Origin of the sequence: Lysinibacillus sp. Y5S-8 (genome assembly GCF_036894365.1) — a bacterium.
GTDB lineage: Bacteria > Bacillota > Bacilli > Bacillales_A > Planococcaceae > Lysinibacillus > Lysinibacillus fusiformis_D.
Genome location: NZ_CP145889.1, coordinates 286,858 through 307,910, shown reverse-complemented (window position 1 = coordinate 307,910; position 21,053 = coordinate 286,858). Strand labels below are relative to the sequence as shown.

General features: G+C 38.2%; 18 protein-coding genes. 5 read left to right on the top strand and 13 right to left on the bottom strand.

Going from position 1 to position 21,053, the window contains the following annotated elements; translation table 11 throughout:
• Positions 1-13 precede the first annotated feature (13 nt).
• The 3 genes from V6670_RS01475 to V6670_RS01465 all read right to left on the bottom strand — a co-directional run bounded on the left by V6670_RS01475 (position 14) and on the right by V6670_RS01465 (position 2,787).
• Complete coding sequence (locus tag V6670_RS01475) at positions 14-700, bottom strand: ATP-binding cassette domain-containing protein (RefSeq protein ID WP_036118022.1); 687 nt, start codon at positions 698-700, stop codon at positions 14-16.
• Between the two features lie 3 nt (positions 701-703).
• A complete protein-coding gene (locus tag V6670_RS01470) occupies positions 704-1,486 on the bottom strand; it encodes a class I SAM-dependent methyltransferase (RefSeq protein ID WP_141905214.1) in 783 nt (260 codons plus the stop codon).
• Positions 1,487-2,166: 680 nt separating this feature from the next.
• Positions 2,167-2,787, bottom strand: a complete 621-nt coding sequence (locus tag V6670_RS01465) for a TetR/AcrR family transcriptional regulator (protein WP_141905215.1) — start codon at positions 2,785-2,787, stop codon at positions 2,167-2,169.
• A gap of 125 nt (positions 2,788-2,912) precedes the next feature.
• Here V6670_RS01465 and V6670_RS01460 point away from each other — a divergent pair, with 125 nt between their 5' ends.
• From V6670_RS01460 to ugpC, 3 genes are all read left to right on the top strand, one after another.
• The gene (locus V6670_RS01460) at positions 2,913-5,099 is read left to right on the top strand and encodes an MMPL family transporter (RefSeq protein ID WP_338652291.1); all 2,187 of its coding nucleotides are present in this window, start codon (positions 2,913-2,915) and stop codon (positions 5,097-5,099) included.
• Positions 5,100-5,241: 142 nt separating this feature from the next.
• Positions 5,242-6,102 carry a helix-turn-helix domain-containing protein gene (locus V6670_RS01455; protein ID WP_338652290.1) on the top strand — a complete coding sequence of 287 codons (861 nt, stop codon included), beginning with the start codon at positions 5,242-5,244 and terminating at the stop codon, positions 6,100-6,102.
• A 103-nt stretch (positions 6,103-6,205) separates the two neighbouring features.
• Positions 6,206-7,288, top strand: a complete 1,083-nt coding sequence (ugpC, locus tag V6670_RS01450) for a sn-glycerol-3-phosphate ABC transporter ATP-binding protein UgpC (RefSeq protein WP_338652289.1) — start codon at positions 6,206-6,208, stop codon at positions 7,286-7,288.
• A gap of 87 nt (positions 7,289-7,375) precedes the next feature.
• Here the strand turns inward: ugpC and V6670_RS01445 are convergent, their stop codons facing one another.
• From V6670_RS01445 to V6670_RS01410, 8 genes are all read right to left on the bottom strand, one after another.
• Positions 7,376-8,257, bottom strand: coding sequence for a MurR/RpiR family transcriptional regulator (locus V6670_RS01445; protein WP_141905219.1), 882 nt, complete (start codon positions 8,255-8,257; stop codon positions 7,376-7,378).
• A gap of 50 nt (positions 8,258-8,307) precedes the next feature.
• On the bottom strand, positions 8,308-9,213 hold the full coding sequence (gene murQ / locus V6670_RS01440) for an N-acetylmuramic acid 6-phosphate etherase (protein ID WP_338652288.1): 906 nt from the start codon (positions 9,211-9,213) through the stop codon (positions 8,308-8,310).
• A 5-nt stretch (positions 9,214-9,218) separates the two neighbouring features.
• Entirely contained in the window at positions 9,219-10,232 is a 1,014-nt protein-coding gene (locus tag V6670_RS01435) for a BadF/BadG/BcrA/BcrD ATPase family protein (protein WP_141905221.1), read from the bottom strand.
• The gene (locus V6670_RS01430; protein WP_101966979.1) at positions 10,219-11,046 is read right to left on the bottom strand and encodes a carbohydrate ABC transporter permease; all 828 of its coding nucleotides are present in this window, start codon (positions 11,044-11,046) and stop codon (positions 10,219-10,221) included. The genes V6670_RS01435 and V6670_RS01430 overlap by 14 nt, the downstream gene beginning before the upstream one ends.
• 12 nt (positions 11,047-11,058) lie before the next feature.
• Positions 11,059-12,003 carry a sugar ABC transporter permease gene (locus V6670_RS01425; protein WP_141905222.1) on the bottom strand — a complete coding sequence of 315 codons (945 nt, stop codon included), beginning with the start codon at positions 12,001-12,003 and terminating at the stop codon, positions 11,059-11,061.
• Positions 12,004-12,089: 86 nt separating this feature from the next.
• Positions 12,090-13,382: an extracellular solute-binding protein gene (locus V6670_RS01420; RefSeq protein WP_141905223.1), complete on the bottom strand. Its 1,293-nt coding sequence runs from the start codon at positions 13,380-13,382 to the stop codon at positions 12,090-12,092.
• Between the two features lie 17 nt (positions 13,383-13,399).
• A complete protein-coding gene (locus tag V6670_RS01415; RefSeq protein WP_338652287.1) occupies positions 13,400-14,419 on the bottom strand; it encodes a serine hydrolase domain-containing protein in 1,020 nt (339 codons plus the stop codon).
• A 164-nt stretch (positions 14,420-14,583) separates the two neighbouring features.
• Complete coding sequence (locus V6670_RS01410) at positions 14,584-16,098, bottom strand: DHA2 family efflux MFS transporter permease subunit (protein WP_036118147.1); 1,515 nt, start codon at positions 16,096-16,098, stop codon at positions 14,584-14,586.
• A gap of 157 nt (positions 16,099-16,255) precedes the next feature.
• On the opposite strand from V6670_RS01410, the gene V6670_RS01405 reads away from it, so the two are divergent.
• Positions 16,256-17,167 (top strand): TetR/AcrR family transcriptional regulator, encoded by a 912-nt coding sequence (locus V6670_RS01405; RefSeq protein WP_141905225.1) that lies wholly within the window; start codon positions 16,256-16,258, stop codon positions 17,165-17,167.
• 100 nt (positions 17,168-17,267) lie between these two features.
• Here V6670_RS01405 and V6670_RS01400 read toward each other — a convergent pair whose 3' ends face one another.
• Positions 17,268-18,911 (bottom strand): HAMP domain-containing sensor histidine kinase, encoded by a 1,644-nt coding sequence (locus V6670_RS01400; RefSeq protein ID WP_338652286.1) that lies wholly within the window; start codon positions 18,909-18,911, stop codon positions 17,268-17,270.
• A complete protein-coding gene (locus tag V6670_RS01395; protein ID WP_141905227.1) occupies positions 18,908-19,609 on the bottom strand; it encodes a response regulator transcription factor in 702 nt (233 codons plus the stop codon). Before V6670_RS01395 ends, V6670_RS01400 begins: the two co-directional genes overlap by 4 nt.
• A gap of 103 nt (positions 19,610-19,712) precedes the next feature.
• Between V6670_RS01395 and V6670_RS01390 the strand changes: the two genes are divergently transcribed.
• Positions 19,713-20,852, top strand: coding sequence for a DUF418 domain-containing protein (locus V6670_RS01390; protein WP_338652285.1), 1,140 nt, complete (start codon positions 19,713-19,715; stop codon positions 20,850-20,852).
• Positions 20,853-21,053: the final 201 nt, after the last annotated feature.

Genomic DNA, 21,053 nt, shown 5'->3' with positions numbered 1-21,053 from the left:
CTTTCTCCCTTATTTAAAGTTGTAATAATTGATATTCAATATTTTTTATATAATCAAAGTTACGATGTTTTCTTGGTGTATCTAAAACTATTTCCTTGTAGATTCCTTCATTTGCATACGCAATATTAATAATGCGGTCTGCTACCGTTGCAGCTTCTTCATAGTCATGAGTTACATAAAACATACCTACTTGCTCATTTTCTATTAAATCAATAAGGTCCTGCACAAGTTCTTTTTTTATCCAATAATCTAATGCTGAAAAAGGTTCATCCATCATAATAAGCTTAGGCTTGCATGCAAATGCTCTAACAATTGAAACTCGCTGCTTCATGCCACCAGATAATTGCTTAGGAAACGCATCCATTTCATTGTCAAGCTTAACGCGAGCTAATAGATTCATAATTTGAGATCTATCTACTACACCATTACAGCTAAATGTGACATTTTCATATAATGTACACCATGGTAATAACCTTGGTTCTTGAAATACATAACCCAATTTATCTGTGATGCATGTAATATGACCAGATGTTGGCTGTAGTACATTCGTTGCAAGATGTAAAAAGGTAGTCTTTCCACATCCTGAAGGTCCAACAATAGCCACCACTTCACCTTCTTGCAAACTTAAATGACAATCTTTAATGATTTGCTTCGTTCCAAAAAATTTAGATACGTGTTCAAATTGAATTGCTGTTTTCATTGGCTATCCTTGCTTTTTTGCAATGATGGTAATGTGACCAAAATGATGGCGAGCATGATCAAAATGCTCAATTATTTCAAGGAAATATTGCTCATCATCCGAATTTTTCCGTGCATTTTCAATGATACGTATTAAACCATCTAAGCCCTCATCTCGTATAAGCCCTACCAAAGATACTAAGTGGAGTTCTCCAGTATGCACATCTACAGGTTTGAATCCTGTATTTTCAACTAAAGTTTGCCAATGATGCTTTGATAGTGGCTGTGCCTTCACAACAATGACATTACGCAGTGCCTCAATTTCATCAGTAACACTTTCTTCACTTGATGCTTTAACAACTAAATCATGTGTAGCTAAAATACCGCCTGGCTTCAAAACCCTCCTATATTCAGCTAAAGCCTGTTCTTTTAATTCCTGTGGTAGCATTGTGAGCATCGCTTCATTTATAACCACATCGAAGGTTGCATCATCAAATGGTAATTGTGTAGCATTTCCTTGTTGAATTTGAACGAGATGCTGTACATTTTCACGAATAATAATCTCATTTGCTTTTTGAACTGCCTCTTTATTAATATCAATTCCACTTACTTTAGCATTGTATGCTTTAGCAATATGTATTGCTGTCGCTCCTGTATTCGTAGCCACCTCTAGGACATGGCTATCTTCATGTAGCTGACAAGCCTCTAATATTCGGTTCGTAGCCTCCTTTCCACCTGGACGTAAAATGGTCTTTCCTAACTTCGCTAAAAAGAGATGTGTAGGTAAACGCTGTTCTGTCGAATTCATTTTTTCTCCTCCTCTGTCATCTATAGCTACACTATAAATGAGAACCATTATCAATGTATGTGACCCATATCACATTAAAAGATAATGTCAACGGCAGAAAAACTAACTTTGCAAGGTGAGAGGTTGATTTCCGTTCCGCCAGCGTCCTTTCCAGGGGGCATCCGATGAGCCGCTTCAGCTTCACTCACTAACGTTCGCTCCAGGGTCTCCTCTGGGACGCTAAATCCCCTAGGAGTGACGCTGGCTCCATTCCAATCAACCATTCTGCAAAGTGTCTTTACTTTTTTTCATAGTAGCATAGCGATCAAATAGCCCATTATCTGTATTCTTAGAGGGGATAAACTCTTATTTTCAATATGGAGAAGTGATGCGTGACAACACCTCTTCATAAAAAGTAGTGAACACCTTCACTTTATTTGAAAACTTTGCTAAAAAGGTAACACTTTTGTGGATTAGAGTGGAGGGCTACTTGACTCCCGTGGGATAGCGAGACAGGCGAGCCCTTACACGGAGCGGTAGCGAAGGAAGCGGCTCGGCGCTCGCCCACAGGAAAGCAAGTAGCCTGGAACGGAAATCCATTTCTACCTTTCAATTAACTTTTTTATTTTTTAATACTAAGAAAGGAGTTACCTCAAATAATGAGATAACTCCTTTTATAAAAATTACATAATCATTAAGTTTTATTTATTTTCAACAGACAGCCAAAAGAAATTTGTTACTTCCTTTGCCGTCACATCTACTGAGCCTAGCAAAGTTTTACCGTCGCCATCTTTAAAATATCCTACTGTCATTAATGCCATAAAGTTATGAGCGAAAAATTTAGCATTTCCTTTTCGAATCGTGCCATTATCCATCTCCACTTGCATGGTCTGCTCTATTGTTTGATACATATCATTTTCAGATGCCTGTACTTGTTTCAGCTGTAGTTCCGATAAATTGATGGTTGCCTCTTTCATAAAATTTTTCATATCAATATCGATAGTCGCTGATAAATGAACTGCCACAAGCTGCTCTAATCGCTCTTTAAATGATATAGGCTGCTCTAAAATTTCTAGGATAGATAGCTTGATTCGATCCATCATAGCAATTAATGCAGATGTATATAATTCACCTTTAGTTGGGTAGTAGTAATAGATAGTCGCCTTTGTTACGTTACAAGCTTTAGCTACATCATCCATCGAAATATTTTTGTAGCCTTCTTTAATAAAAAGTCTTGTGGCCGTTTCAAGGACAAGATCTTTTGTTGGTTTCGCATTTCCATCATGGCGAGGTCTCCCGAGAACACGCGGTGATTGTTTCAACAAGTTCGCCTCCTTAAATTAAGCATACTTTTTACACATAGTATAACATATGAATATTTCTAGGTTGATTAATTAACCTTCTAGTATATATAATTAAATCACTTACATGAAATGGAGGTCTTCTCATGAAAAAACATCCACTTGAGCAATGGGGCTCAATGGTTGCAAGTAAAAAGGGTCGCTTATTAGCATTAGCTTTTTGGGTGTTATTAGTAGTGGTGCTGTCGTTTGCATGGCCACAAATCAATAGTATAGAAAGTGAATCCGGTAAAAATTTACCTGATACTGAAATGTCTGAGCAAACAGCGGCGATTATTGCTGAGCAATTCCCTAACGATGCTGGAACACCTTTATTACTAGTTTGGCATCGTGACAGTGGTCTTAGCATTGAGGATTTTACGGCTATCCAAGGTGTTTATAGCGAGCTTCAGGCAAAGCCCTTAGCCCATCAAACAATGATTCCACCATTTGATCAAATGCCACCACAGGCTTTAATGACTTCCGCTTCCGAAAATGGCACAACGATTGTGACACCAGTGTTTTTTGAAAAAGATGTCGCTACAGATATGCTACAGGATAGTTTAGATCATCTGACAAAGGTAATGGAACGCTATCAAGTTCAATTAGATGAGAAATTATCCAGTGATGCACTCCATGTCCGCTATTCTGGACCAGTTGGGATTGCCACTGATGCTGTCAGTTTATTTTCACAGGCAGACGTGAAATTATTAATAGCAACCGTATTGCTCGTTTTAGTATTACTTATTATCATTTATCGTTCACCATTACTGGCTATTATTCCTTTAATTATTGTAGGTCTTGCCTATGGTGTTATTAGTCCGACACTTGGTTTCTTTGCTGACCAAGGATGGATAGAGAAGGATTCGCAAGCAGTATCCATTATGACTGTTTTACTCTTTGGTGCAGGTACTGATTATTGTTTATTTTTAATTTCTAAATATAGAGAAATTCTCTTAGATGTTGAGGATAAGACTGCCGCTATGAAGCTTACTGTCAAAGAATCAGGTGGTGCCATTTTAATGAGTGCTTTGACGGTTGTCATTGGTCTAGCTACTCTTAGTCTTGCTCATTATGGTGCATTCCAACGCTTTGCTGTGCCATTTAGCTTTGGCGTGCTTGTAATGGGAATTGCAGCGCTTGTTGTCCTACCAGCTATTCTTGTCATAATAGGACGTGTAGCTTTCTTTCCCTTCATCCCTCGTACTGAGGAAATGGCAAATAAAAAAGGTAAAAAGCAGCATAAACCTTCACATAAGGTTAGTCATAAAATCGGACGCTTTGTTACACATAAACCATGGATTGTTATTGCTGTAACAGTCATTTTACTCGGGGGATTGGCAGCATTCGTTCCACGTATTCAATACACGTTTGATCTGCTTTCATCCTTCCCAAAAGATATGCCGTCCCGAGAAGGCTTTACTTTAATAGAAGAGAATTTTTCTCCTGGAGAGCTAGCTCCTGTTCAATTGGTTATTGATACTGAAGGTACCGATATTAATTTACAGCAACAACTTGCTGACATCTCTTATATTGATAGTGTTGCAGATGTACAAACTGGCGATAAAAATAAGGCTATTCAATTGTACGAATTAACTTTCAATGTCAACCCCTATGCAAAGGAATCATTAGCCCATATTCCTGAGCTTCAAGCTGAGGTAATTAAAATGTTGGAGGTACAAGGGCTCACTAGTGCTGAGAAGCATGTTTGGATTGGTGGAGAAACAGCCAGCCAATACGATACACAACAAATAACTAAGCGTGATGAAACCGTGATCATGCCAACCATGATTGCTTTAATCGCATTATTATTGTTTGTTTATTTACGCTCTATTACTGCTACGGTTTATTTATTAGCGACCGTTATTATTTCCTACTTTGGAGCATTAGGTGCTGGATGGCTAATTTTGCATCATATCATGGGTGCAGAAGCCATTTCTGGAGCTATACCACTGTATTCCTTCGTGTTCCTAGTAGCACTCGGAGAAGATTATAATATCTTTATGATCTCAGAAATTTGGAAAAAGCGTAAAACTGCTGATCATTTAACAGCTGTAGAAGAAGGTGTCGTCCGAACAGGAAGTGTTATTACATCTGCTGGACTCATCTTGGCAGGTACATTTGCTGTGTTGGCAACTTTACCGATTCAGGTGCTTGTTCAATTTGGTGTCGTTACAGCCATTGGTGTGCTTCTCGATACATTTATTGTACGTCCATTGCTTGTACCAGCAATCACAACAGTACTAGGTAAATATGCATTTTGGCCAGGGAAGTTATTTAAAAAAGAGGCCTAAACAGATAACACGGACATTAGATAAGTATGACTATCATACTTGCTAATATCCGTGTTTTTTCTATTAATACTATAAATATTTCATCATATAATTATACTAATTTAACCTTATTACTCTCCATTCAAATAAAGGAGTGGCATAATTGGACCTTCAAAAACTACAGCAACGCTTCCCATTATTAAACCCCTTTTCAGGTAAAACAGACGGAAACTATGTATTTAATTTTGACAATCATCTTTATGAAATTCCAGCACATACCGTTACACAAAGTGAATTTGAGCTGTTGCAAATTTTCTCAGATCCCATTGCCTTGCCACATGACTACGATAGGATTTGGCTAGATTATTTAACAGACCTAACGGATATTGCTCCATCTATCCTTCCTCTACATCGTTTGTTATTTATTCACTTCGACAAAGATTTTACAGCACCTGCATTACTCCGCACAATCTTTGAAGCTTTACTAGGAAAGGATATTTTCATGCTATCCATACATCCACAATTATTTGTCATAATCGAATGTATTAAGGGTGATGAAATATTAAATTTTGCTCATTATCTTGATCCATTAATCGAAGATTTACAGGCTCATTTTAAGATTTTCGTATCTGATGTTATACCAGACGTAACGACGACTAAGGAGCGATTTAGCTGGTATGTCCACCTTCAACAATTTATTTGGACCTATACACCAAAGCATGTACTCACACAGCAGGAGCTTTTAGTGCCATATGTCCTGCAGCGTATAGAGTCACATGAAAAAGAGATTTTTATTTCCTCTATCTTAAAAAGTGCCACCTCTCAGCCTGAATTACTCCATACGATTAAGCAATTGATTGAATATGAAGGGAATATCACATTAGCTTCTAAAAAAATGTATATGCATCGCAATACACTACAAAATCGCTTAGAAAAATTTCAGCTTTTGACGCAAAAGGACATTCGGCACTTTTCTCATCGACTAGAAGTTTATTTCGCAATTATTTTCTTAGAATCACTTTAGGTTAACTGCACAATTAATGGCCTCAATACTGTGCACTGTTTCTCTATCACTCTATGCTGGAGTTATTTACAATAAAATTATGTCTTACAAAGGGGTGTACATTATGGCGGAATTACGGTTAGAGCATATCTATAAAATTTACGATAAAAATATTCAGGCTGTAACTGATTTCAATCTGCATATTCATAATAAAGAATTCATTGTGTTTGTAGGTCCATCTGGCTGTGGAAAAACCACAACTTTGCGTATGATTGCTGGCTTAGAGGACATATCAAAAGGAGAATTCTATATTGATGATGTCCTAATGAATGATGTCGAGTCAAAAGATCGTAGTATTGCCATGGTATTTCAAAGCTATGCTTTATATCCACATATGACAGTCTATGATAATATGGCGTTTAGCTTAAAGCTCCGAAAGGGCGATAAAAAGGAAATAGATCACCGCGTCAAAGAGGCTGCTAAAATATTAGGTTTAGAGGATTATTTAAAAAGAAAGCCAAAAGCTTTATCAGGTGGACAACGTCAGCGTGTGGCACTTGGTCGAGCTATTGTTAGAGACGCTAAAGTATTTTTAATGGATGAACCTCTTTCTAATTTGGATGCCAAATTACGTGTGCAAATGCGTGCTGAAATCCAGAAACTCCATCAACGAATTCAAACAACTACAATCTATGTTACGCATGACCAAACAGAGGCTATGACAATGGCTACTCGCCTCGTCGTGATGAAGGATGGTCTTATTCAACAAATCGGGACGCCAAAGGAAGTATATAATACACCTCATAACATGTTTGTGGCAGGCTTTATTGGTTCACCATCCATGAACTTATTCCATTGCCACCTTACAGAAACAGAGATCCTTTTAGGAGAGCAGAGCTTCCCTATTCCATCCATGTACGTACCATTGTTAAAGGAAAAAAATTATTTAGGGAAAGAGATTGTTATGGGTATACGTCCTGAGGATTTACAAATTACGGATGTCGTTTCTCCTTTTGCTTTTAAGGCAACTATTGATGTTGCTGAATTACTAGGTGCAGAAACTTATCTTTATTGTTCTTTAAACAATCAAAATTTCATTGCACGCGTACAGGCTGACAATAATTTACACCCATCCGATAGGGTTTCCTTTGTCATGAGGGAGGAAAAAATCCACTTCTTTGACCCTGAAACAGAAGAGCGCCTTTAAGGCATACACTCTAGAGGAAGGTGTCGACTACAGCTGAATCGAAACAAAAAACGAAGACGATACTATGGGATAATAGATCGCCTTCGTTTACTTTATTTTATTTTTTCGTTTCGCCACTTTTTTATGCAGCCCTTGAATGACTGAACGTGTTTCGTCTAAATAGTCAACTGTCTGCTCATAGGCACTCGTCACGACTCCCATAAATAAAATATCAATGACAAGTAGTTGGGCAAGGCGTGAGGAGGTTGCGCCACTTCTAAAAGTAGCTTCAACATTTGGAGATACATATAAGCAAATGTCCGCTAAACTAGCTGCTAAAGAACTACCATAGCGCGTTAAACTAATTGTAGTTGCCGGTGTTTCCCTAGCTATCTCAAGAATTTTAGCCACTTCATGTGTTTCTCCAGAAAAGGAAATGCCCACTACGACATCTCCCTCCTGTGCATTGACTACCGCTGTAGCTCCTAAATGTAGGTCCATAAAAGCTCTACTATTTTTATTGATTCTTAAAAATTTTTGATCTGCATCCATTGCTGCTATACCTGAAGCACCCACTCCAAAAAATATAATTTTACGAGCTTGTGATAAAGCAGTGACGGCACGCTCTAATTCAACTATATCTATTAAATTAGCTGTTTGTGCCAAAATTTCACTACTTTGCATCGTCACCTTTTCTACAATCGATGGCAATGCTTCATTTGCCTCAATATCTCGATCTACTGTTTTTGCATGTTGTAAATCACCAGCGATACGTAATTTCAGCTCTTGAACACCACTTATATTTAACGATTTACACAGACGAATGACAGCCGCACTACTTGTATGACTTGCTTCCCCCAATTCAACCGCAGTCATTTTAATTGCCTGTGTTGGGTAGTCTAAAATAAAGCTCGCTACCTTTTTTTCTGAAAGAGGTAGCTTCTCTCGCATTTCTGCAAGCATAATTAAGCCAGCATTTATTTTGTCCATTCTCCCATCCTCGTCTCTTGTTGAATGGAGGTTTCCACTCACATCTCGCATCAAAACTTTCTTAATTCCACTGCTCTACGTACATGCCCTTCGGATTGGGCTAGTAATTCCGTTGCTTCTTCTATTGTTGTATTCGTCAGTAGCATCACAATTGATAGCTTCACTTGAAAATTAGTTTGCTCCAAAACACTTTCAGCCTGACTATAGGCAACACCTGTCACATCACAAACTATTTGTTTGGCTCGCTCTCGCAATTTAAAGTTACTAGCATGGACATCCACCATTAAATTTTTATAGACTTTGCCAAGCTTGATCATTGTGGTTGTTGTAATCATATTCAGTATTTGTTTATGGGCAGTGGCAGCCTTTAATCTTGTAGACCCTGTCAAAATTTCCGGACCAGTAATCACCTCTATCGCAATGTTCGTATACTGACTAATGGCAGAATGAGAATTACTAGCTAAGCTGATGGTTTTAGCTCCTATTTGTTGCGCATATATTAATGCCCCCTTCACAAAAGGTGTTCTACCACTTGCCGCAATTCCAATCACTACATCGCGGTTTGTTAGCTGTCGTTTCTTTAATTCTGCTTCGCCTAATGACAGATCATCCTCCGCTCCTTCTACGGCAATCATTACTGCCTCTTCCCCACCAGCCAATATTGCCTGTACAAGCGCTGGTAAGGTACTAAATGTGGGCGGACATTCCACTGCATCAAGCAAACCAATTCGCCCACTCGTCCCTGCACCTACATAAAATAAACGGCCACCATTCTTCAGTGCATGAACAATAGCTGTAATAGCTTGTTCAATCTCAGGTAAAACTTTGGCTATGGCTAACGGTATTTTTTTATCCTCTTCATTCATCAGCTTTACAATTTCAGCAGTGGACATTAAATCTAGATTTGTCGTATCTGGATGGTAGCCTTCAGTCGTCAGTTTTGTCATACGTTCCATTGAATTTAAATCCCTCCCACGCTCTTTTCATGGATGCTCATCCAAGTTTCTTTTACCGTTTGCTGTAAAGCTTCTGTCATTTGAATCCCCTCACTCAAAAGCCCATTAATGAAAGCCCCAATAACAGGTGGCACTTCAGGTTGTATGAGCCGATTATGCCTAGTTGCTAGCCGTAATGTCTCTTGAAAACATTGCTTAAAATAAAAATCTTCAAATAAACCTCCACATATGACAATAGGCCAATTTTTCACTTGTGGTTCTTTTTTCAGCATCGTTTGGAGGAATTGCACTAAATGATGAACAGCCTGTTCAATAATATTCTTTGCTTTATCATTCTGTTGTTCAGCTAAACTTAACACCGTCCGAGCTATAGAGGCTATAAGGACACGTGGTTGTGGATGCTCATAAACATAGGTAATGATGTCAGTAGGATTTGTTAATGCTAGCTGCTCTAAAATAGCCGCAGTAAAGACATCTCCATTCATGCCAGAAACATCATAATGCTGGGCAATTTCACGCAATGCCTCTTGCCCAATATAGTAGCCACTGCCTTCATCTCCAAATAAATAACCCCATCCTCCAACACGACTAACTTGATGATCTTTCCTGACAGCGTATACGATGGAGCCTGTGCCTGCTATTACAACGAGCCCTTGCTGGGTAAATGTACCGCTAGTAAGAGCCGCTACTGCATCATTGGTGATCGTTACCTTACAGGAGCTAGCAGGGAAAATGAAACCAATCCATTGCTCCCAGCGATCTTTATCTACTTGTCGATCTCCTCCTGCCACACATAAGAACACAGTCGAAACATCACTCTTTGTTGCAGCTATCTTTTGTAATAACTGGGCTAGTAGATGCTCAATCTGTATCCTTACCTCGTTTGTTGGTGTCGCCTTCATATTTGTTCCAGCTCCTTCAACAACCGCCAGCACTTCTCCTTCTTTCGTTCCGATTACTGCGCGAGTTCTCGTCCCGCCTCCATCTACCGCAATAATGTATTGTCTATTTAATAGCACCAGCCGTCAGCCCTTCCATAAATTGCTTTGAAGCAATAAAGAATAATAGGATCATTGGTAATGATGCTAATGTTAGACCTGCAAAAAGCGAGCCCCAATCTGCGGAATGTTCCCCAAAGAGTGACATCATCCCAACAGGTATCGTCCGTTTCATTTTCTCTGTAATAAAAATAAGCGGGAAGAAAAAATCATTCCATGCAGCGATAAAGTTAATAATGACGACTGTTCCAAGTGCTGGTCTCATTAACGGTAATACCACATGCCAAAGGACTCTTAAGTTTCCTGCCCCATCTATACGGGCAGCCTCCTCCAGCTCATAGGGCATCGTTTTAAAAAAGCCTGTTAAGATCAGCATGGATAATGGTATGCCTGTCGCCATATTCATCAAAATTAAAGACCATAAGGAATTAATTAATCCTAAATCACGCATTAAAATAAAGAGCGGTACAATACCTAGCTTTATAGGGATCATCATGCCTAATAAAAAAATAAAAAACAATGCATGATTCCAAGAAAATTGAAAGCGAGCAATATAAAATGAAGCCAATGAACAAACAACAACAATCAATACAACAGATACAACGCTGACAAACAGACTGTTTAAAAAATACGTTGTAAATGGGATTTTAGATAATAATGTACGGTAAGTCTCTAAGCTAAAGCTAGTTGGTAAGCCTAATGGATTTTTGTAAATGTCCACGCTTTTTTTAAATGAAGATAAAATCATTAACAAAACGGGATATAAACTAATGGTCGCCACCATAAATACCACAAGATAATAAAAAGGTCGAACCCATATTGCACCTTGCTTCATTATATTCACCCCTTACATTTGGACATCCCTTTTATTAGCCAAGCGTAAAAATACCGTGGTACAAACTAAAATAAATAGGAATAGTACCGTTGCTAGCGCAGAACCTAGCCCAATAGCTGTCGCTCCAGAAGCTGTAGAGCTACCAAATGCCAAGCGATAGAAAAACACAGCTAAAGTATCTGTAGAATAATATGGCTCTCCCATGGAGCCCTGCATCGCATATACAAGCTCAAATGCCTCAAAGGACTGGATAAACGTTAAAATTCCCATGATCATAATAGATGGCACCATTAATGGCAAATAAATAGTGCGTAATAATGTAAAGCCTTTGGCACCATCCAATTTTGCTGCTTCAACTAACTCACTTGGAATTCCTTGAAAGCCAGCTAAAAATATTAAAACGCCAAAACCAAGCCCAAACCAACAATTCACTAAAATAATCGCTATTAAAGCTGTTCCAGGATCTCCAAGCCAAGCCTTTTGTAAGGTTTCAAGACCCAATTTCTCTAAAATAACATTTAAGGTACCAAAATTAGGATTCAAGATGAGCTTCCATAAGAAACCTACTACGATTACTGATAATAATCGTGGTAGAAAGAAAGCCGCCTTAAAAAACTCCGCTCCCTTAATTTTTTGGTAGATAATAAATGCAAGAAAGAATGCTAATCCATTCATCACTACCATTTGCAAAACAAAATACAGGACATTATGTTTGAAGGCGTTCCAAAACATGGAGCTATAAGGTTCTATCGTAAAAAGCGTCACAAAATTTTGGAAGCCAATGAAACCGCCACGAGCCATCCCTTTCCATTCAAAAAAACTATAGGATAAAGCTGCTACTATCGGATAAAGCACAAACATTCCGTATACTATTAGTGCAGGGATTGGGAAAAGATGTATTGTCCATTTTGCCCACGATTTCCTCTTTCTTGACGGTGAAGCTGTAGATTCTTTCATGCTGAACAGCCCCCTTTAATCATAATGAGACAACAAGACCCCTATACACCTTAGTGGAGTTTCAGGGGTCTATCTTAATATATTACTTATTGCTGAAAGGGCGTAAACCAAGTTTTAGCGTTTTCCTGTACTTTTTTGGCTACCTCTTCAGGCGTTACCTGATCTAAGTACATGCCCTGTAACTCACTCTCAAGTAAGCTCTTTGTTGTCGGGTCCCCACCAGTAAAATTAGTCACCCACATATACGGTGTTGCTTCATTAGCAGTCGAGTTACTAATGTCATTTAGCAAGGCGTCATCAGAAGTGATGCCAGGAATAGCACTGATCATAGAAAATTCCCTCACAAACAGTTCACCAAATTCCTTTGTTGTTAAAAACGCTAAAAATTCTTTAGCTGCTTCTTTATTTTTTGAATTTGCATTGATCGCAAATGAACCATCTACCCAAGTTGTCACTGTTTTATGACCTTCTTTTGAAGGAATCGGGAAATACCCTAAATCTAGATCTGGATTCATTTCTAAGACAACAGGAATTTCCCAGCTACCGAGCGGGAACATCGCTGCATCCTCTAAAGCGAACAATGTACGAATATCATCCATTCCTAAGCCTTCTGAATTAGCTGGAAAATACTTTTTCAAGTCGTTCATCACTTGTATAGATTCGATAAACTGAGCGTCTGAGAAATCCTTTTCTCCCGTAAGCACTGCTTGATAGAAGTCATTTCCTTCATAAATAGCTGGGCCCACAATACCGTGTAGCAACGATAATAACCAGCCTTCTTTTGTACCCATTGCAATGGGTGTAATGCCCTTTTCTAATAATTGATCATTTAAGGCTATAAATTCATCCCATGTAGTAGGAACTTCGAGATTATTATCTTTAAAAATCTTTTTATTATAGAAAAATTGCGTCGAGCTTAAATTAATTGGTACACCATACTGATTCCCTTGTTCATCACGTGAAGCCATTAATGCCTCTTCAGGATATGCACGCAAACCGCTTAAGTCATTTATTTTCTCAACATAACCCGCCTCTGCAAGCTTCAACCCAGCTGCATATGGACGCAAGTGGAAAATATCTGGTCCTTCCCCCGCTTGTAATGCTGTATTGAGGACTGTGTTATATTCTGTATTTTTAGTTGGGTTAAAGGAAATGTGTATATCAGGATGTTGTTCATTAAATAAAGCAATTACTTTTTCATATTTGGCAACATCTTCTGTCCGCCAACTCCCTATTGTTAGGGAAACCTCTTCTGTTTTCGGCCCGTCTTCTTTACCAGATGTTGTTGCGTTCGTTGATTTCTTATCGGTGTTACAGCCTACTAAAGTTACAACGAGTAATAAAAGAAACGGCAATAACCATTTACTCTTTTGTCTCATACCAACAGATCCACCCTTCATATCAGTAATTTTTCATAAATCATCGTATGAAGCTTCTCCCGAATCCTTCGCAGCTTTGTATTTCTCCCATAATGCACCGCATTCGTTAAGAAAATAACAAATGCCTTGTGAATAGGGTCCATCCAAATACTCGTGCCTGTAAATCCTGTATGACCAAATGAGTTCTTGCTCCACCTCCTACCAAAACAAAATGATGCATCATCCCCTCTCCATACTTCAAAACCAAGTCCCCTATTTTTAAATGTTTTTGTATAGGTAAGCTCCATCCATTCATATGGAATAACCGTTTGTTGCCTGATCCCTAACAAAATTTCCGCATACTTTGCTAAATCCTCCGCGCACGAAAACAAGCCTGCACTCCCAGCAACTCCATCGAGCAATAGAGCTTTTTCATCATGAACAATCCCCTGAACAAATTTCCCTGCAAACATTTCAGTTGATGCCGCAAACCTTCTTTGTTGCTCCTGCAATCGAAAACGAGTATGGTGCATGCCCCATGGCTTAAAAATCTCTTGCTCTACAAAACTGTTGAATGAGCTTCCAGTAACCTGTTCAATCACCTTTCCTAGTAGAATCATGCCTAAATCACTATATAGCACCTGTTCATTTGGCTGACACACTACCTCACTTGCCATTATCTCCTGCATGATGTCACGCCTGTGATTTCGCTCTACCGCTGGTGTTAAATCTGCCGGCAGCCCTGAGCAATGCTGTAATAACTGTTGAATCGTTATATCTGGGTAATGAAATGTAGGCAAAAACGTTTGAACTGGCTCTCTTAATGCTAATTGATTTCGACTTATCAGCAGTAAAATAGCTGGTACTGTAGCTACAACCTTCGTTAAGGAAGCTAAATCAAACAGCGTATGATTTACAATAGCTTGCTTGCTACCATCCTCCGCTGTATAGGCTCCATAACTGCCTGTTAATAGCCTGTTTTGTTGCTGTTGAACAATTAATACAGCCCCTGGCAGTTCCTTTTCGTTCACTAAGTCATTGATATATGCATCTACCACGAAAGCACCTCATTATATAAAAATCTAAATTTTCTGTAAATTAGTATTATCATATAAAATAAAATGATGAAAAATAACAACAATCCTAAAATTTTTTTTCAAATAAACATATAAAAAACCCCCTTCGTTGGTAAATGTTTTACCTATAAAGGGGGTTCTGTTCATTATTTAGTTGGTTTTTTTAAATCCATTGAAGCTGCTGTGCTTTCAACTTTTACACGTTTTAAGAAGAAGGCAAGTACTACTGCAATCACTGTTATACCAGCTGCAATTAAGAAGGAGTGTGTAATACCATCTAATAAGGCTGTTTGCATAATCTGATCTTGCATTTGTTGCATTTGCTCTGCTGTAGGTGCCGCTCCTGATTGTGCAGCATTCGCTTTGGCTTCTACAATTAATTCTTCTGCTTTTGCTTTTGTACGATTATTCATAAATGTAACTAAAATCGCACTACCGATTGCTCCTGATACCTGCTGTAATGTATTGTTAATAGCTGTACCATGAGGATTCATTATTTGTGGTAGTTGATTTAAACCGTTTGTCATAATTGGCATCATGACCATCGACATACCAAACATACGAATTGTATACATTGATACGATATATGTGTAGCTTGAATCAATTTCTAATTTTGTTAAACCAAATGTTGCGATTGTTGTGATTGTTAAGCCAATAATGGCCAACACACGAGGACCAAATTTATCGAAAAGCTTACCAGTGATTGGTGACATAATCCCCATAACAAGTGCCCCTGGAAGCATCATTAAGCCCGCCTCAAATGGTTCAATACCACGAATAGACTGTACATATGCTGGTGTTAAAATCATCCCTGAGAACATCGCCATAGAGATAATAACTGAGATGACAGACCCTAAAGCAAACATTGGGTATTTATAAATACGTAATTCCAGAAGTGGCTCATCCATTTTCAACTGCTTAATGATAAAAATTATTAAAGCGATGAAGCCAACTGTAATTGTTCCATATACCCATGGACTTGACCAGCCTTTATCCCCCGCTGTACTAAAGCCGTATAAAATACCACCGAATGCTACTGTTGATAAAAGGACTGAAGGGAAATCTAAGTGAACTTCACGTGTCTCCATCACGTTTCTTAGTTTCCACACACCAAATAATAAACTAATTATTGCAAATGGAATAATCATTTGGAAGAGCATACGCCAATCATGATGCTCCACAATGTAGCCTGATAATGTAGGGCCAATTGCTGGCGCCATGATCATTACTAAACCAAATATCCCCATTGCTGCTCCACGCTTCTCTTTCGGGAAGCTTGTTAGCATAACATTCATTAAAAGTGGTGACATACTAGAAGCCCCAGCTGCTTGCACCATACGACCTGCTAGCAGCACACCAAAGTTTGGCGCAAAGCCTGCCATAATTGTACCGATTGTAAAGATGGACATCGCTGTTATAAATAGATGTCTATTTTTAAAGCGTGTCACAAAGAATGCTGAAGCGGGCACTAAAATACCGCTCACGAGCATATACCCTGTTGCTAACCATTGTACCTTTGAATAGGTAATCCCAAAATCCTTCATGATTGTTGGTAATGCCACATTCAACAATGTGTTGTTTAGAAAAGCAACAAAAGCACCCACAAATAGAATAGCTATCATGCCGTAAGGGGGCTTTTTCATTGTTTGCTCACTATTCATTTATATCCCTCAATTCTTTCTTGTGTTTTGCGATAAAACTTATTTTATACTCGTAGTCTACTTTTTTCAACAAATAAGTTTATATTTTTTATAAACGTTGATATATAAGGGTTTTAAGTGTAGAATAAGAGTATAATAATATAAAAAAGGTGAGGTTATGAACAAAAGAAAAAGACAGATTATTACAGCAGCACGTGAACTTTTTATTGAAAAGGGTTTTCTAGATACATCGATTAATGACATCATCAATGCAGCTAAAATCTCAAAAGGTACATTTTATAATCACTTTACTTCGAAAAACGAATGCTTAATCGCCATTTTGGATGAAGGGCGTGAAGAAGCTAGTAATCGCCGTCATGAGCTTATCTATGGTAAAGACCCTACAGATTTAGAAGTATTGACACAGCAAGTCGCTGTTCTCATGTATGTCAATCGTGAACAAAATTTAATACAGATTTTCGAATCCGTCTTCCAATCAAGAGATAAAGAACTAAAGAAAATCATTATTAACTACCATTTACAAGAATTAGAATGGCTAGCCAACCGACTAGTACAAGTCTTTGGCGAAGAGATTAGCCCAATTAGCTATGAATGTGCTGTCCAAACACTTGGGATGATTAACCTCACTCTACGTGCTGTCTTTATTGCCGATTATAAATATATCAATCGAGAAGCTATTGTACGTGTAGCATTGCGTAATATTAGCGTAATTATACCCACGATGCTTGAGTCGAAAGAAATCATCGTGAGTGTTGAAATGATCAATACCATTCAAAATGTGGTGAACTATAAAACCGTTACAAAAGAAATGGTTATCGAACAATTACAAGGCTTTACGAAGGGATTGTCGAACAACGAAACAATGGAAGGTTTGGAATATGCTCAATTCTTATTAGAAGAACTACAGCGCGAAAAACCAAAGCTTTTTATCATCGAATCACTTCTTACTCCTTTCCGTAAGGCATTCGTTGGCACAGAACATATCGCAGAAGCCCGCGATATCGCTAATAACTTATGGCGCTATGTTAAAATTGAACAGCCAGCCGAGCGTTGTACGAAAAATAAATAAAACAAAAAGAGGTATCAAATAAAACACTTTGATACCTCTTTACTCTGTTTAATAAGCCTCGTCCTTCAAGAGCATTCCTCTCTAGAAAACGAATCTAATACTAGTGACATTGGAATTTTAGAACGAAGATGGTCCCATCTTGGCCTGAGCGGACACTAATTGTGCCATTGTGTAAATCAATGAGCTGTTTCGTAATGGCTAGTCCTAGCCCTGTTCCTGTTATATCATCTGTCGTATTCGTTCCTCGATAATAGCGTTCGAATAGATTATCGAGCTCCTCCTGCGGAATACCAGGGCCTTGGTCAGCAATGGTTAGCATCACTTCTTTACCCGTATGTTGTGCCTCCACAACGACCTTCGTGCCTTCAGGCGTATATTTTTTCGCATTGGTTATTAAATTATCCATAATCCGCTTAAGTAAAAGCTCATCTGCTTGCAGCAACACATCTCCATAAACCTTTACACATACCTGTTCATCTGCAAATTGTGGTAACCATATGGCTAGCGGTAATAACACTTTATCCAGCTGTATAGCTTTATTTTTTAATTGGTACGTATAGGTTAAATCCTGAATGAGTGCATCCATGTATGTCGCCTTTTCTTGCATGGTTTGTGCAAAAATACGCATCTCATCCTTTGTCCACTCATATTCCTCAGATGCAAGCATAGTGGAATAGCCATAAATGGAGCTTAACGGGGTCTTTAAATCGTGCGATAAGCCTGTTATCCACTCCTCACGTAAATGCTCTGCATGCTTGATTTGTCTTTCATTTGAATCAAGTCGTTCAGATAGATGATTGAGTGACTCCTCTACAGGTTGAAACAGTTTAAATTTCCGTTTTAACTTCCCTGTTTTTTTATGATGGATTTTTTTATCACTAATTTCACTGTAATCAAATTGAGTTAGTCGTTCAATGCGTGATATAACATAGACTAATGGTCGTACAAATTGTCGTGAAATACTGATGGATAAAAAGATAACACCCAACAGCAATATAATATGCCCTCCAAAGAAGATAGAAACGAACAATACCATCGCCTTATTAAAAGGCTCTTCAAAAGGCTTATAAGATGGGTTAGGCATTCGCACAACAAATGTGGCGTCATTAGCTAAAGCTCCACTTTGCTTAAGCTCTTTATGTTCGAAAATATCATATTTTTCCTCTAGTAACTGCGGTTTATTCAGCTTGTCATAGCGCTCCCCTATGACATCAGTCCGATTCCATTGTGCGTCATAAATTTCAACACTCGCTTTATTTTCTTTTAAACGTTGAAGTGTTACAGCTGAAATGTTCCCGGTTGCCATCCAATTTTCAAATGCTTCCTCAAACAGTGATTGGACAGGTGTAGCAGGAATAAATAATAAGTAATAATTCGGAAGTTCCCATGTATGCATGCCCGGTTGTTTCAATGCCAAAAGTTCACTATCAGACTTTCCACATAATCCACATGTATCTCCTGTGTAATCAACGATGGTCATAGCTTGATCGAAAAGGTAGAGCTGTCCTGCATTTCCCTCTGCCCGCTCCACTAAATAATCAGCAATCTTAACTGTTTTCTCTTTCTCTACAACAGCATCATCTTCAATTTCAAAAGAACTCATAAGGTGAATATTGTCGCCAACACGGTCTTTGATAAAGATAGCAAAAAACACCAAACTCATAATAAAACCTGAAATGATCAATAGATAGAATATGATGAAATACGAAACAAAACGGAGTGTTAATTTTCCAGCAGGCTTCATGAAGAAACATCTCCAACAAGTTTATAACCAATGCCTCTGACCGTTATAATGCATGTAGGCTTTCCAGGATTTTTTTCAATTTTCTCCCGCAGCTTACGTATATGTACCATCACTGTATTATCATCAAATAAACAATCTCCCCATACACGCTCGTATATTTGTTCCTTAGATAACACCTGACCCGCATTGTCGCATAGATATTTCAATAAATGAAACAAGCGACCACTAATCATTTCTGTTACACCGTCTACTGATATTTCTGCTGCGTCTATATCGAAAGTAAAACGGCTACAAGTAAATAAATGATTTTCCTGTGCACCCTTTTTCTTCATATACCTTACTAGCTGCACCTTAACTCTTGCTACAAGCTCTAGTGGGTTAAATGGTTTTGTAATATAATCATCTGCGCCATTCATAAAGCCACGGAGCTTATCAGCGTCACTACTTTTAGCAGTTAAATAAAAAATAGGGGCGTCACTTTTCTCCCGAACGATATTGGCAATGTCAAATCCACTACCATCTGACAGCATGATATCTAATAGGTAAAAGTCGAATGTTTTAGTATTAATTTCGTCTTTTGCCTCTTCAATCGTGTTACATAATGTAATATTAGCAATTCCTTCCTTTCGTAAAATGATTTCAATCATTTCAGCAATTGCGCGTTCATCCTCTAACACTAAAATTGATGCGTCCTGCATTTCCTCACCTACTTTTAAGATTAATTTAAGGTAGTCATTATTTCACCATAAGCTTCCTTCACTATTCTATGTATAAGATAACCAATTAAGGAGATAAAACGCAATGACAACTAAACGTGTTACTTTCATTGATACGATGCGTGGATTTAGTTTATTTGGCATCTTAATGGCGAATTTACTGATTTTCCAGTACGGGATGTATGGCAAAGATGAATTAAAAAATCTTTCTACCTTAGATAATGGAGCTTTATATTTTGTAAAAATTGTGATTGAAGGCTCGTTTATGCCCATCTTCACTATATTATTCGGCTTCTCACTTATTAAATTAATTGAATCCATTCGCAGAAAAAAGAATAAAAGTCGCTGGTCTATTTTACGCCGTGCTACTGGCTTGATTGCTCTCGGCTTACTTCATTCCACTTTATTATGGGAAGGCGATATTCTATTTTCTTATGGCTGTATGACTTTATTTTTGATTCCCTTTATTAATCGGAAGCCGAAAACGCTATTTATATGGGCCAGTATCCTTTTCGTCCTAACAACGGCATTAACATACGACTCTATGGAAGCTTCAAAAAAGGAACAAAAAGAGCTAGATACCTATATTGAACAAGCGGATAATGTCTACTCTAATGGAAGTTATTTGGAAATTTTTGATTTCCGAGCAAATGAAGAAGCACCTGGAATGGAAGCCCCAGCCTTCATCTTCATTTTATTAATTTTTGCACCGTTGTTCTACGCACCTCTATTCCTTTTCGGTATGGCACTCGCTAAAAAGCAAGCCTTCATGGAGATGGATAAGGAAATGAAATGGTATAAGCTAGGTACTCTCCTCGTCCCTATTGGGCTCGTATGTAAAAGTCTAAGTTTTATAGAAAGTGCCTTTTCTTCCATCTTATTAATGGGTGGCGCTCAGTTACTAGCGGTTGGCTATGTTTGCCTTGCAGCACTCATTTATAAAACACGTCCTGTACAACTACTTGCACCAGCATTTGAAAGCGTCGGAAAACTGTCATTAACCAATTATTTACTACAAACCATTATTTGTACAACTGTTTTTTATGGCTATGGTCTCGGATTATACGGTAAACTAGGCGTCTTTGGTGGTATCCTATTTGGAATCGTTGTATATGGCTTGCAATGTGTTTTCAGCCTTGCCTATTTAAAGAAATTTAAACGTGGCCCATTTGAGACAATCTTACGGATATGGACGAATTGGTCTTGGACTGGGCAGGTAAAATAAGACTCAATAGATAGGCAAATAAGAAAGGAATTATTTTATATGAATAGTGACACTAAAGAAGACTTTACAGACTCATGGTGGTTTTTAGGTATTTGTGCGGCTGTAGCAGTGATTCTAACACTACTTGCATTTTCATAGACAATTGCATGGAATTCGTTTTCATTTGCCCCCTACTGTATACTAGAACTACAACTATACAGC